The sequence below is a fragment of the Actinomyces sp. oral taxon 897 genome, assembly GCF_002999235.1.
Taxonomy (GTDB): Bacteria; Actinomycetota; Actinomycetes; order Actinomycetales; family Actinomycetaceae; genus Actinomyces.
On the sequence record NZ_CP027236.1, the window covers coordinates 2,187,467 to 2,201,787 of the forward strand.

The 14,321-nt window shown below is 69.4% G+C and carries 9 protein-coding genes; 2 read left to right on the forward strand and 7 right to left on the reverse strand.

The annotated features are described in order from the left end of the window. Positions 1-108 precede the first annotated feature (108 nt). Positions 109-1,176, forward strand: coding sequence for an IS630 family transposase (locus tag C3V41_RS08765; protein WP_106109952.1), 1,068 nt, complete (start codon positions 109-111; stop codon positions 1,174-1,176). Between the two features lie 53 nt (positions 1,177-1,229). Here the strand turns inward: C3V41_RS08765 and cas9 are convergent, their stop codons facing one another. Next, positions 1,230-4,493, reverse strand: coding sequence for a type II CRISPR RNA-guided endonuclease Cas9 (gene cas9 / locus C3V41_RS08770; RefSeq protein WP_106110768.1), 3,264 nt, complete (start codon positions 4,491-4,493; stop codon positions 1,230-1,232). Between the two features lie 338 nt (positions 4,494-4,831). On the opposite strand from cas9, the gene C3V41_RS08775 reads away from it, so the two are divergent. Continuing rightward, positions 4,832-5,557, forward strand: coding sequence for a hypothetical protein (locus C3V41_RS08775; protein ID WP_254423547.1), 726 nt, complete (start codon positions 4,832-4,834; stop codon positions 5,555-5,557). Positions 5,558-5,819: 262 nt separating this feature from the next. Here C3V41_RS08775 and C3V41_RS08780 read toward each other — a convergent pair whose 3' ends face one another. The 6 genes from C3V41_RS08780 to C3V41_RS13145 all read right to left on the reverse strand — a co-directional run bounded on the left by C3V41_RS08780 (position 5,820) and on the right by C3V41_RS13145 (position 14,148). Beyond that, entirely contained in the window at positions 5,820-6,689 is an 870-nt protein-coding gene (locus C3V41_RS08780; protein WP_106109953.1) for a DUF5926 family protein, read from the reverse strand. Positions 6,690-7,023: 334 nt separating this feature from the next. After that, positions 7,024-7,494: a response regulator gene (locus C3V41_RS08785; RefSeq protein ID WP_106109954.1), complete on the reverse strand. Its 471-nt coding sequence runs from the start codon at positions 7,492-7,494 to the stop codon at positions 7,024-7,026. Then, on the reverse strand, positions 7,491-9,683 hold the full coding sequence (locus tag C3V41_RS08790) for an ATP-binding protein (protein ID WP_165271617.1): 2,193 nt from the start codon (positions 9,681-9,683) through the stop codon (positions 7,491-7,493). Before C3V41_RS08790 ends, C3V41_RS08785 begins: the two co-directional genes overlap by 4 nt. Before the next feature lie 200 nt (positions 9,684-9,883). Beyond that, positions 9,884-11,326: an SLC13 family permease gene (locus C3V41_RS08795; RefSeq protein WP_106109956.1), complete on the reverse strand. Its 1,443-nt coding sequence runs from the start codon at positions 11,324-11,326 to the stop codon at positions 9,884-9,886. A 280-nt stretch (positions 11,327-11,606) separates the two neighbouring features. After that, positions 11,607-12,836 (reverse strand): alpha/beta fold hydrolase, encoded by a 1,230-nt coding sequence (locus tag C3V41_RS14240; protein WP_302475971.1) that lies wholly within the window; start codon positions 12,834-12,836, stop codon positions 11,607-11,609. A 1,150-nt stretch (positions 12,837-13,986) separates the two neighbouring features. After that, positions 13,987-14,148 carry a hypothetical protein gene (locus tag C3V41_RS13145; RefSeq protein WP_165271618.1) on the reverse strand — a complete coding sequence of 54 codons (162 nt, stop codon included), beginning with the start codon at positions 14,146-14,148 and terminating at the stop codon, positions 13,987-13,989. Positions 14,149-14,321: the final 173 nt, after the last annotated feature.

Below are 14,321 nucleotides of genomic sequence, written 5' to 3' on the forward strand. Positions count from 1 at the left end.
TGAGCTGACCGTCCAGTGATGGCCGGAATTAAACAAAATGGTATTCTGGGGTGGCTTCTGCGGGGTTCCTGGTTGACGTCTTCGGAGTATCTCGTGTAGGATTGTCTCGTGCAGATCGACATGACGAACGAGGAGCGGGACATCCTCATCAGGTGGAAGAAGCGCTCGGACACCCACAAGCTGGTTCGGATGAAGGCGGAGGCGATTGTGTACGCCGCCCGTGGCGTCGGCCTGGACATTATCGCGGAGATGGTCGAGCGGACCGAGAAGACGGTACGCGAGTGGCTCTCGGAATGGCGGAGATACAGGCTGGGATCCGTGGTGACCGGGCATGCTGGCAACGAGAACGCGGCGAAGCTCAGGAGGGCACAGAAGGAGGAGCTGGAGGAGATTCTCAGTAAGCCACCATCGGAGTCGGGAGTCAAGGCCGCCTTCTGGGACGTCCCGGCCCTCAGGGACGTCGTGCAGATAAGATTCGGAGTCGAGTACAGGTCGGACTCCTCCTACCGGCTGCTCATGCGCTTCCTGGGAATGAGCTTCAAGCTCCCAGACCCCTTCGACAAGCGCCGCGACGAGGAGGCCATCACCAGGCGGATGACCGAGATCCGGCACCAGGTCAACGACCTGCTCCAGGAGGGCTGGGAGGTCTACACCGTCGACGAGGTCCGCGTCGAGCACGAGGCCGAGACAAGACGCATGTGGCTCCCCAGAGGAAGGAGGACAAAACTGTACGTGGACCGCGAGAAGGCGAGCCAGTCGTTCTTCGGAGCACTGAGCCTGACGACCAGGAAGATGAGGATCTACCCCATCGAGGGAAACCAGAACACCGAGCAGACCATCCTCATGATGGAACGCCTCCAACGAGAGACCGATGAGGGAAAGAAGATCGCCGTCGTCCTGGACAACGCCAGGTTCCACCACGCCAGGGCCCTGACCGACCTCTACGCCCCCGGCCAGGCCCTGGAACGCATAACACCCATCTACCTGCCACCCTACGCCCCCGACCACAACCCCACGGAACACGTGTGGAACGCCGCCAAGAACAACATCGCCAACCTCCAACGCGACACCCCGGAGAAAACCTTCACGGCCTTCACCACCTACATCACCAACCGCACCTTCGACTACGACCTCGAGCACCTCCCAACCACACCACCACACACCGATCTTGTTTAATTCCAGCCAGAGGAGCAGTCAATAATACGCCAAGCTGTATCCATCAGAACGACCTACCTAACCGTCCAGGTGGTCGGCAGACCGGCTGCACTGGAGTGGCGGACACGTCCCAACGCATCACGCCTGACTACCGTAGGGTGGGTGGAGAAGAGAACGTTGACGGACATCCGCCACCCTCTTCCCACTATTTTCGCAACGTCACCAACGGACTCGGTAAGACCTTCTGCCGCGAGCACGTTAGGACGCAACTTGACGACAGTAGCGCTCTCAAACCCCCTGATCCTCCATCGTGTAATATTAGGGAACTCCTTGCGGAACCCACCGATGTATCCGCCTGTAAAACTCTCCATGGGAACCTCGAGCTCGTCGCCCACGACCACCCAGCCGAGGTAGGTAGCAGCCTCCTCAGCCAAGGCCGCCCTCAGCTTGGGCCAAGCACACCTGACGCTGATAGTCTGGAGAGCCAGGGGCACTGAGAACAAGTCGTCACGACGGTACGGAAGAAGGTCGTGGCTAAAGACCCGCAGCATGGCATAGACGGGCTTTCTCCCCTCGATCCGGTAGAGACGTGCATGGTGGATCGTCAAACCAATCGTAGCGAATCCTCCTCGGACTGCGATCGCCGCAAACGGCTTCTCAGCCGCGTCGTCACCCGGTTTCTGTGAGAAGACCGTGATATTGTCGTCGGCGGTCACCCGCCTCCCGTGGACCTTGATAACACGGTTCTCCGATGGGGGCAGACCTCCCCGGGGAGTAAAATCGGGCTGCCGCGTCAGTGCGCACCACAGAGCTGGCGAGGATGCCCGATCAACCTGCACGGCAGTCAGCCCGTCTCCCAGACGGTGTCGAGCCAGAGGACGTACAATTTCATGGTGGGCGTTCCCGCTACCGAGTCGGAGCCGTAGGTTCTCTGTGACACAGACACGATCTTCTGCCAGTGCCGCATTGAGCAACTCGGTAAGCCGGAGCATATGGTCACGCCAGGAGTCAAACCTGTCCCGCGCACCAGGGGTTGCGCCGGTGAAGGACTTCCAGGTCTCCTCCTGACCGGACAGCCGCTGCGCCCAGCGTTGGCTGGACCGCTCAGCCAAGGTCTTGGCAACACTGGGGTTCATTAGCGCAATGACGGCCGCATCCACGGCATGATGCCTGCGATCAAGCCGGTCCTTCTTCCCGCGCTCCCCCAGCAGGTTGACGCGCGAGTCAATTCCTGCCGCACGCCTGGCCCCGGCCGTCAACGACCCGCGGTACACGGCGACCTCTGCCGACGGATACGCTGACTGCACCCGGTGATGGAGCTCATTAGCCATCCAGGCCACTGACTCCATACTTCGTGCGTCAATTTCTGGATCCTCATCGGTGCGACGCAATCGTGCGATCACGTTCTTCTGAAGTCTTCGCAGCTGTGCAGACTGCGCGCGACCGTCCTGGATATTCCTCCAACGCCTCACCCGGGCCACGGCCTCCTCTACGCTGACACCCGAGATACCGCAGTCCTGGGCCCACGTGGCGAACGGGGTGTTCGACTTGCTGCGGTTACACCGCTCGCACACTGCGACGAGGTTCTCGCGACGGTTGTTGGAACCGGGCCCTGCCTGCGGGACAATGTGGTCGAGCTGGCACGTCAGATACCCGATAGTACCGCCGCAGTAGACGCACACACTGTCCTGAACCATTACGGCAGTGTATCGCACGACGTCGCTGTGGCGGACCTCGCCCTGGATACCGTACGCCTTCTTGATATCGTCCACAGCCGTTTGGTTCTGCCGGAACCGGCGATTATTGTCGTGGTCAAGCTCCCTGGCGGTCCGCTCGCTTGAGAAGCCTGCGCGTACATGCTCGATCTGGATAGCCTCAGGAGTTCCCCAGACGTCCGCGACACCGTTGAGGAAACGTGCCACCGCCTTGACCGTGCGGTCCACGGAGGGATTGCCCACTGGGGCGCCCACAGGTTCCGCGGGCGGCTTCCAGGAGTCGTCCACGTGAAAGACGTGCTTACGGGCCGCATGCAGGTCGTCGTCGGTGGCCAGCATCTGCTCGCTGAGGAGTGCCAGGGACTCACGCGAGTAGGCGGCGCGCCCAGCTGGCAGGTGGATGGAGTCCAGCTTTCCCTGCTCCTCCTCTGACAGGCTCCCCAGGAACTCCGCGCACTCCGAGTCGTCAGCACCCTCGTAGAGGTAGCGGACCATGGCACCACGGCGCTCCGCGTCCGCATCCGCCCACCACAGTCTGAGCGGCTTAATACGGCAGCTGCCCATGACCTGATTGGTGACGTCCACCGGGGGCTGCGCACTGGCTCGCTCACCATCGGCTGTCATTGAAGCCGTCCCGCGCAGGTTCTGGCGTCGGACACCGAGTCGCTCAGCAACGTCCCCCCACGCCAGATCCTCCGACATGGACTCAAGCAGGAAAGTCACAACCTTCTTACGCTCGCGAGGCAGCAGAGGGCGCTGCGCCCCGTCTCGTCCCGCGATCCTGAGATTCGCCACGATCGAGATGACCCTGAAGCGCTGGAACTCAGGATCACACTTCGGTGCCCGCAGGAAATCGCCTTGCCCAGGCAGAGGGTCGCTGGCAACCCTGCTCCTGCTCGATCCTCGCGGGGACTCGGAGGCGAAGACAGCCAGAATGAGCTCCCTGCACTCCTGCTCGGACACTCCCTGCGTCTTGCAGATCCTCCTGATCTCGTTTGCATTATCTGTCTGGTGCAACTTCCCCAGGACGCCATCAGGGCCCCTCATAGCGACCCTATTATTCAGGGCCACGACGGCCATCGCCTGCCCCGGCGTGAACCCCTCGTCCAGAACCTCACCGGTAGTATTCATTACCCGCTTACGCATCGCCCTCATAAAGTCTGACTCGGGAGCGGGAGCCAGCAGCGACTCCGTTCTGGCGTAGGGGTTACGCCAGCCCCGGTGCCGCGCAATATGCCGCAGAGCCATTGAGATCGCATACCTGCGGGTCTTCTCAGGAAACACCTCCTGCACCAGCTGGGCGCGCACCCGCCACACCAGGTAAGGATCCTTTTGCTCGGCAAAATCCACGATCGGGTACCCGAGCCTGACCAGAAGGGTGTCAAGCTGCTGCAGGCGCTTGCGACGACGACGGAGCAGACGCCGCGCACGCCGGGCGACGCCCGCAAGCTCACGTCGGCTGGTGGCCTTCTCCTTGCCGTCCTCACCGATACCGGCGTCATGGATCAGGGACAGTGCGGACAGGATCCTTACCGGGGCTCCTGCCGGATCGACTGCGATCGCGCAGCAGCCGACAGAGTGTGTCCCGACGTCCACGCCGACACGGATACGCATTGCAGCCATGGACACTATTAGATCACATCCATGACGGACGAGGTAGTCACAAAATTATAACTGCCTGGCCCCTCAGGACCAGGCAGTCAGACCGGCGAACCGGTGGAGCATTCAGCACTCACAAACACGGTGAGGCTTACTGGGAATCAGTCGAGAGTCAGTATAACCCGTACGGCACGACGGTGCAAGCGATCTCCTTCCAGGCACCCGGCCACCAGGAGCAGCTCCGTCCGCGCCCAGGCCGACCACATCCGGGCCGACCACGCCCGCTTCCGGCTGCTCCCACGCCCGTCGTCCCACCGCGCGCCCCCGGCCGCTGCCGGGGACCGCCCCGTAGGCTTGGCCCCATGACTGAGACCGTGCGCTTTGGCCTACCGTTCAACGGCGTCGTCCCCCTGTGGCACGAGGGCACCACGATCACCTGGCACCGGCCGGGCACGGATCTCACCGACGTCCTGGGCATGGGCCTCCTGCGCACCCAGGACGGCCCCGCGAGCTCAGGCCGCTGGCAGGAGAAGGTGGAGGTCGCCACCCTGGAGAACGACGGCTCCCTGCGCCTGCACGCCGCCACCCCCACCGGCAGGCGGGCGGTCAAGGACGCCGGGGCGGGCGCGCTCGTGCCCCTCTCGCGCTCCCTGAGCGTGCAGGAGGTCATGGCCACCAGCCTCAACGAGCACGCCTTCACGGTGTACCTGGGGCGCCTCATGCTGCGGGCCGCCCGCGACGGGGCGATCCTCCTGTTCACCCTGCGGGCCCCGGAGGATCCTGAGGCCCACCACCTCCTGAGCGTCCCCAGCGAGCTGGACGAGAACCAGGTCATGCACTTCCACCTGGGCACGCTCATGGAGATGAGGACGAGGACCTGGCGGAAGGCGGTACGCCGCGACGGGATGACGTTCCTGGACCTCGAGGTCCCCTACCAGCGCATCCTGGCCCCCGGCTCCCTGTCCGGCCCTGCTGACGAGATGCTCGACGGCGTCGCCCTGGCCTCCATGGCCCGTCCCGTCGCCCAGTGCGTCCTGCGCCCCGGGTTCCCCTTCGCCCTGGGAATGAGCGTCATGCTGCCCCGCTGAGGGCCGGGTCGCACTTAGGTGGCCCGCGGTTGGCCAGCCCGCAGCTGGGCGGCCGGGCGGCCAACCCGCGGCCGGGCACCTCGCCCGGTCGCGCAAGCAGTAAGCGCCCAACCGTCCCCCGCGAACAGCCCATCCGTTCTCACGAGCAATAAGTACCGTTCTCACGACAAACAAGTACCGTTCTCACGGCGAATAAGTACCGTTCTCGCGGAGAGGGCGGAGAGGAGAGGGGACGAGGTGGGAACGAGGTAAGGAGGCTCCTCTAAAGGCTGACCTGCCTCGAGATAATTCCGGCCTTGGCGCGACGGGCGTCGGCGTCCAGCGGGCCGGTGACGGCCAGCGCCTCCTCCAGCCGCTCCCCCATGGCCTTCATGGGCTCGGTCAGCTCCTCGGCCTCGGTGCCGGCCACCAGCTCCCACACGGGGACGGCCAGGCCGCAGGCACGGAAGGCGCCAATGAAGCGGGCCCCCTCCTCCAGGGCGGACCGGCGCGCGGCGTGCACCCGGGCCAGGGCGTTAAAGAAGTCGTCCTCGTCCTCCCCGCGCACCCAGCGCACGAACTCCTTGCCGTTCATACGGCACCAGTAGGCGTGCTCGACGCCGGGCACCGGGCGGGTGGGGGCCATCTCCTTCCTGGCGTTCTCCAGGGCCTCCAGGGCCTTGGGGTCGGCGGAGTCCTTCTCGGTCAGCCAGAAGTCAAAGGTCTCGCTCACACGGATCCGGGGCGTGACGGACAGGTCCAGGACGTCCTGAAGGCGTTCACCGGGCTCGGGCAGGCCCTTCATCCTCAGGGCCGCCCCGTTGCCCAGCTCCAGGGTGGCCAGCAGCGCGGCGGCGACGTCGCGGGAGGCGTCACCGGAGTGGATGGAGGTCTGGAGGGCAACCAGGACCTCGCCGTCTGTGCGCCTGAGCCCCTGGGCGAGCTCGGGCAGGACGGTGACGAGCGTGACCTCGCCCCCACCGTGGGCCTCGTTGAGGCGCACGCCCATGGAGGCGGCCGGGATGATCTGCATCATCGCCACCAGGTCCTCCTCCGCGGGCAGGCCCTCGAAGGGACGGACAACGAACGGGATCCTCTGGGGCCTGGGGGCAGAGACGGCGGCCTTACGCACCTGACGCTTCTTCTTCGACATGCGGTCAGACTACCGGCGACGCCGCCCCGTCCCCGGCGTCCTCGCCGCGACCCGCCGCGGACGGCCAGCCCCGGCACCCGGGCCCCGGCCACGGCAGTCCTACCGGCCCCCGCTCAGGTCCCTGGGGCTCGCGTCTCCGGCGGCCCGTGCCACCGGCCCCGCATCGAGTCCTGGAGACCTGGTCTGAGCGCCACCAGTCACCGTCCCCGGCGTCCTCGCCGACCCGCCGGGGTCCTGCCAGGACCCGGGGCCCGCCAAGCGCCGGAATCCCGCCAGGCCCCAGAGGCCCGCCAGGACCCGAAGCCCTCCCAGGCGCCGCGCTGGCGGCCCACGGTCAGCGCAGGGCCTCCAGGGCGCGGACGGCGTCCAGCGCGGGCAGGTGCGGGAGCGGGTCCAGCCCCTGGTCCAGGACGAAGCCGGTGAGCTGGTCGCGCACGACCTCGCACAGCTCCTCCGCCCTCCACGGCTTGGCAATGTAGTGGTCCAGGCCCGCCTCGTTGACGGCCCGGATGGTGTCGGCCTGGTTGGCCTGGCCGGTGACCAGCACCTTGCGCGCGGCGGCGGTACGAGGATCCCCCATCATCTCCACGAGCATGTCCACGCCGCTGCGCCCGGGCAGGCGGTGGTCGGACAGGACCAGGGCGAGCTCGTCCCCGTCCTCCTCGACCTCCTCGACGACCGCCCAGGCGTCATCGACGTCCTGAGCCGCCTCCAGGCGCACCGTGGCGCCCAGGTGCTCCAGGTCCCCCAGCACCGCCTCACGGACCGGGGGCTCGTCCTCCACCACCAGCACGACCAGCTTCATGACTCCTCCTTGGGGTTGGCGGGAGCCGCTGCCAGCGCCCCCGGAATCTGAGGGGGCAGGGTGACGCTCACCCGCGTCCGCCCCGGGCGGGAGACCACCGTAATGGTGCCGCCGTGCGCGTCCACGACCGACTTGGCCAGGCCCATGCCCAGTCCCAGGCCGTAGCGCACCTGCCCGTGGTTGGTAGTGAAACGCGGCTCGAAGATCCGGTCCAGGTGCTCGCGGGCAATACCCGGCCCGTTGTCGACCACGTCAACGCGCACGCCCCCGTCCTGGGGCCGCACGGACAGGGTGAGGGTGGGTGGCCCCAGGGGGGCGTCGGGGGTGCTCCCAGCCACCACGGGAGTGCTCCCGGCCACCGCGGGGGCGCTCCCGGCCAGGGCCGTCGCCCCCCGGGCCAGGGCGTCGGCCGCGTTGGAGATGAGGTTCGTCCACACCTGGACGAGCTCACCGGCCCGGGCAGGTACCAGCGGCACCTGGGAGTAGTCACGGACCACCTCCACGTGATCGAGCCGGTGGGCCACCAGCCGCAGGGCGTCCTCGACGCTCTCGCGCACGTCAACACGCTCCTGGGCTCCGCCCTCGGGGCGCACGTAGGCGGACAGGGCGGCCACCAGGGAGCGGATGCGGGCGGTGGCCAGGACCGTGTTGCGCTCCCCGCGCCCCACCCCGGCCGCCGCCTCCACCAGGGCGAGATCCGCCGTCGAGCGTGCCAGACGAGCCGCCTCGCCGGGATCCTCCACCCCGGCCGCCACCAGGCGTCGTGCGGTCTCCCGGTCCCTCACAGCCTTCTCCAGGCGACGGCGCAGGGCCCGCTCGTCCGCCGTGGAGCGGGCAGGCAGGTTCCGGGCCCGTTCCAGGGCGGCACGCGCGAGGTCCCCACGGGGGTGGGAGGCCAGGAGGGTGGCCACCGCCGCCCCCTCGTGCGCGCTCGCCCGCTCCAGGGCGGCCACCGGGTTGTTGAGCTCGTGGGCCACGCCCGCCGCCAGCTCGCCCAGCGTCGCGAACCGCTCCTGCGCCAGGAGCTCCAGGCGGGCCTGCTCCAGGGCGTCCAGGGCCTCGGCGAGCCGGGCCCGCTCCTTCTCCAGGCGTGAGCGCTCGGCGTCCAGGGCGGCGTGGAGCTCGATCTTCTCCACCTGGAGGATCTCGCTGCGCTCCAGGCGCCCCACCAGGGAGCGGATGAGCAGGGCCGCGAGCGCCTCCCCGGTCATGGGGTCCCCTCGCAGGGCCCGGTCGAGCTGCTCCACGGACAGCAGGATGAGCTCGACCTCGCTGGTGGTCGTGGCCGTCACGAAGGCGCTGCCCTGGGAGGCCAGGGAGAGGATGCCGATAATGCGGCCGGTCGTGGCGTGGTGGAGGGTGACCTTCCCGGCGTGGGTGACCCGGGTCAGGGCGACCGTCCCGTGCTCCAGGATGTAGACGGCGTCCACCGGCATGCCCTCGCGGGTGACGCGCACCCCCCTGGGCAGGTGGAGGCGGGGGCGGGGTCCCAGCACTCGCTCGCAGGCGGCCACGAGCTCGGCCACGAGCTCGTCGTCGTCCCCGGCGAACTTGGACAGGAGGCTGGCCTGAGGCAGGTCCGGGGGGGTGTCGGCGTCGAGGTGGGCCAGGCGGGGGTCGTCGGGGAGGGTCTCGCGCAGCCAGCGGGTGACGTGGGCGCCCGCCCGGTGCCCCAGGGCGCCGGGGGTCCAGGGAACGGAGACGACCTCGTGGACCCAGTCCTCGTCCAGGGCGCGTCCCAGGTGGGTGAGCTCGTCGCGCCTGGTGAGCAGCAGCAGCCGGGTGGTGCGCAGGGCGGGACGGTCCTGGAGCTGGCCCGCCAGCACGTCGAGGCTGCCGACCTCGTCGCTGACCATCATGAGGGGGACGACGGCGTCGGGCCGGGTGGCCACGAAGGCCAGCATCTCCTCGACGCTGTGCTGGTAGGCCACCTCGCAGTAGTGGAGCTGGCGCCCGACCTCGTGGGCCGCCCGGGCGCCTGTGTCCGTCGGGGAGACGACGAGGACGAGGAGGGTCGGGGGCCCCGTCCCAGGACGTGTCCTGGGGCGTGTCCCGGGGGACCCCGGGCCCTGGCCCTGGATGCCGTCCCGACCGCTGACCTGGGTACCGGGGAAGAGCTCCTGTCCCCTGGGCTGGCCTCTGGTCTGGCCGTCGGTGCTGGTCTGGGCATCGGCACGGCTCTCAGACACCTCTCGGCCCGGTCCCTGGATGCCAGCCTGACCGCTGAACCGGCCGCCGTCCTGGCCCGGGCCCTGGATGCCGTCCTGGCCCAGCGTCCGGCGAGGCGCCGGGGTGTCCTGGCCGCCGTCAGGCGCCCGCCAGCCGCCGTCCCGGGGGACTGACAGCGCCTGGCCGGGGTCGCCCGCCGGCCGCCGTCCGGTCACCCGGCTCATCCCAGCAGCCCCAGGGCGGACCACAGCGGGGGCATGAGGAGGACGAGGAGCACAGTGCCCACCACTCCGACGACCACCCCGACCCTGGCCATGTCCGGCGTGGTCACCGCCCCCGTGGCGTAGGCGATGGCGTTGGGCGGCGTGGAGATGGGCAGGCTCATGCCCAGGGAGCAGGCCAGGGCCAGGACCACGGCAATGACCACGGGGTCCAGGCCGTCGATGCCCGTGGCCAGGCCCATGGCCAGGGGGATGAGGAGGTTGGAGGCGGCCGAGTGGCTGATGACGTTGCTCATGGCCAGCCCCAGCAGGCCCATGCACACGACCACACCGGTGGCGCTCATGGCGCCCCAGTCCACCAGCCCCAGGATCCAGGTGTCCAGGCCCGTGGTCCCCACGCCGTGCCCCAGGGCGATGCCCCCGGCCACGAGCCACAGCACCGGCCAGGACAGGGCGGCCAGGTCCTTGCCGTCCATGACCTGGGTGACCATGAGGGCCACCACCGCCAGGAAGCCGATGACGTTGGCGTTGAGGCCGTGGAGCGCCTCGGTCATCCAGGCCAGGACGGTCAGGGCGGCGATGACGTAGAAGGTGACGGCCTGGCGGTCGGTGTGCCAGGTGGCCTCCATGTCGAGCTCCAGGCCCAGGCCCCGGGGCACGAACAGGGCCACCAGGAGCAGCCAGGCCCCCAGGAGGACGATAAGCATGAGCGGGACCGCCATGAGCATCCAGGTGCCGAAGGAGACGTGGTAGCCGGCGTCCTCCAGCGCCCCCAGGGCGATGGCGTTGGGTGGCGTGCCCACGGGCGTGCCGATGCCGCCGACGTTGGCCGCCACCGGGATGGCCAGGGCCAGGCCCGCGCGCGGCCGTCCCTCAGGCAGCGCCCCCAGGACGGGGACGATGACCGCGAACATGGTGGCGGTGGTGGCCGTGTTGGACATGAACATGCTCAGCAGGGCGGTAATGACCATGAGACCCAGGACGGTCCGGCGCGCCGACCCGGTAAAGGGCCTGATGAGGACGGCCGCGAGGTTCTTGTCCAGGTGGTACTTGGCGGCGCCGTCGGCAATGAGGAACCCGCCCAGGAACAGGATAATGACGGGGTTGGCCAGGGCCCCCAGGTACAGGGAGTAGGGGACGGCGTCCCCGGGCACGGGCAGGACGGCCTGGTTGGAGACCAGGAGGACCTCCAGGGCGATGACCAGGACGGCGGTGGCCATGAGGGGGATGGCCTCAAGGACCCAGAAGACGATGGCCAGGAGGAAGACCGAGAGCATGCGCTCGCCCTGCTCACCCAGGTCGGGCACGTCGACGACGAAGGGGACCAGGAAGGCCAGGACGCCCAGGACCAGGCCGGTGACCTGCCTGCGGCCCAGGGTGGGGGGCCTGCGGGTGCGAGCGACAGGACGGCGGGTGCGGTGGGGCGTCGTGGCTGGGGTCATCGAGTGCTCCTGCGGTCGGGCCAGCGTCATCGCTGGGAGTGCTCTGGGGCACTCTATCTGACACGCTGCCACCTGGGTCGGCCTATGGTCCCTGGGCCCCCTGTCGGAAGACGCGACGGGCCTCCCGGACCCACCCGTTCTCACGACGAACAAGTACCGTTCTCACGAGCAACAAGTACCGTTCTCGCGGAGGGGGTGTGGCTGGCGCCGACACCGCACCGGTGTCGGAGGCCGGAGTACCGCCCAGTTGCGTTCACGACCTCCCCGGGAGGTCCCAGGCCTAACGGAGCCCGGCCAGCCAGGTGTCGACGGCGTCGTAGAAGGCCTGGGGGGCGTCACGGCGGATCTGGTGCCCGGCCCCGGGGACCAGGACGGTCCGCAGCCAGGGGCTGCCCAGGGCGTCGACCTCAGCAAGCCCCTGGGCCCCGACACGGGCCGAGCCCGGGCGGTCGCCGCTGAGCAGCAGCGTGGGCACGCGCAGGGCCGCGAGCGCCTCCAGCCACGGCACCTGGGGCGCGGTGACGCCTGTACGCAGTAGGGCGGGGTCGGTGCGCTGGTCCGCCCACACCCCGGGCAGGGCCTCGACGGCGGGGGTGGACGGGGTGTCCAGGGCGCGGGACACGGCCCCGACCGGGTCGGCGCACACCCTCTCCTGGGCGCGCTCGCGCCCGGCGCCCCGGCGCAGGAGCTCTGCGGGGCTGCGGGTGCCGTAGCGGGCGGGATCCTCCAGGACGACGCCAGCCACGAGGTCGGGTCGGCGTGCGGCGGCGACCATGGCCGTGGCCGCGCCCATGGAGTGGCCGACCACGACCGGGCGGGCCCCGCCCCGGCCCCCTCCGTGAGAACGGTACTTATTCGTCGCGAGAACGGTACTTGTTGCTCGCGAGAACGGTACTTGTTCGTCGTGAGAACGGGCTCTGTGCCGCCTGGCGACGCGGCCTGCGGGCTCGGGGGCGTCCGGACCACGCACGGCGCCAGCGGCCTTGTGCACGACGCCAGCCGCGTCGCGCACGAGGCCAGCAGCGTGGCACACGAAGTCGGCGGCCGCCGCACCGCGCCGGGAGCGTCCGGTCGCGACACGACGCAGAATGTCAGCGACGTTGTACATGGCACCGGTGGTGCCGCGCACGGCACCAGCCATACTGCGGACGACGTCGGCGCTGGCCCGGCCAGCTGCACGGGGCCCGGCCCCGGGGCCGGCAGGGGCAAGCAGGCGCGCACCAGCTGGCACGCCCCCGGCCCCGGGGCCATCGGAGTGGGACCCGGCGGCCAGCTCCTCCAGGACGTCAATGAGGTCCTGGACCAGCACCTCACCGGCCCGCTCCAGCTCCTCGGGCTCCCAGCGCGGGGACAGCCCGTGCCCGCGGGCGTCCAGGGCCACCACGCGGTAGCCGCGTGCTGCCCAGTGGAGCACGGCGTCGGCCTGGGACAGGGCGCTGCCGCCAATGCCGTGGAGGAGGACCAGGGCGGGGGCGTCCTGCGGACCGACGACGAGGCGGGCCAGGGGCATGGCGGGCGGGCGGGAGGCCGGGGTCGCGGACGGCGGGGAACCGGCTGGGGACGTCGCCCCTCCCGCAGCCGGACCGGACGCAGCCGGACCGGACGCCGGGGCGCCCGTAGGACCAACCACTGAGCCAGTCGCAGGGTCAGCTGCGGGGGAGGCGGCCGCGGCCTGGGCGGGCGGGTCGTCCGTCTCCCGGCCTGCACGGGCCGGGGCGTCGGCGAGGCCATCCTCCCGGGCAACGCGGTCTGCCGTGCAGGCCGGGGTGCCGGCCTCCGCGGTGGAGCCGGACCTGGCGGCAGGGTCGCCTACCTCCCAGAGGGCGGGCCTGGCCACGCACGAGCCAGCCACCGACGACGTCCCGCCCGAGCTCCCCACGTTCCCGGCGGGCCTGGCCACGCACGGGCCAGCCTCTGAGGCGGGGGCAGCGGCCGCCTCCACCCGTCGGTCTGCCGGGCGGTCGGGGAGGCTGGGTGCGGAGGTCACGTCCCTATCCTCGCCCACAGACGCCGTACCGGGCGACGCCGCCCGGGCCTGGAGGACGGCACGGCACCCAACCACCAGAGTCTGGAGGACGACACGGCACTCAACCACCCGTACTGACACGACACCACCACCTGAGTCCCACCCACGGAGCAGGCGTCGGACGGCAGGCGCCGGGTGATGGCGCAGGCGCCGGACGGCGGTAGCCCAGGCGGTGGCGCAGACCATGGCGGCCTGCGCCTGAACCGCTTGCAGGACGGGTGCGCAAAATACTTTGTGCGGGTCGTAACATTCTGCACGCAGAATAACGTTATAGACAACACTGTGTGTGCGGGGCAACCGTCTCAGGCCGCCGTGCACACGTGGCGTTACCTCGTACACAGAATATCCCTCGTACAGGACGGCCCGGGCTCCTCGTACCCACGGGAACGGGTGGGTCTGCTGTTCTGGGTGAGCATGTGGCGGACCGGGCTCCGTAGCCGCAGGACGGGCAGCGGGGCCATGAGCCGGTAGGGCTGGCGGCACCGCCCCTCCTCGCCCCCGCACCTGCGGGAGCGGGCCCGACGTCGTGAGGCGCGCAGCACCCCACCCGCGGGGACGCGGCGCGGCGGCCCGCCCGGCGGCGTCGGCGCCCCGGAACCGAAGTGCCGCCACCAGGCGGTACAGCCGTCAGCTCCTAGGCCGTGGAGGCCAGGACAGGGGCCGCGGTGCCCAGGACGATGACGGGCAGCGACCAGGCCGCGCCGGCGGCCAGAGCCCGACGCGAGCCCGACGAGGGCAGGGGCACCGGGGCGGAAGCGGCCGTCTGGGTGGTCCCCGCAGCGGGGGTGGATGTCATGATGGAAGGCACGGATGTCTCCAGGTAGGGAACGGACGGGTATTCAGGGCGGAGGTGACCTTAGCAGTAACAAGACATTCTACCCAACAGGATCTACGGAACACGAGGAGGTAGACCAAAAGGGTTATCAAACTGTTATTCCTATTGTGTGCGGGGACACGAGGAGGAGCTGT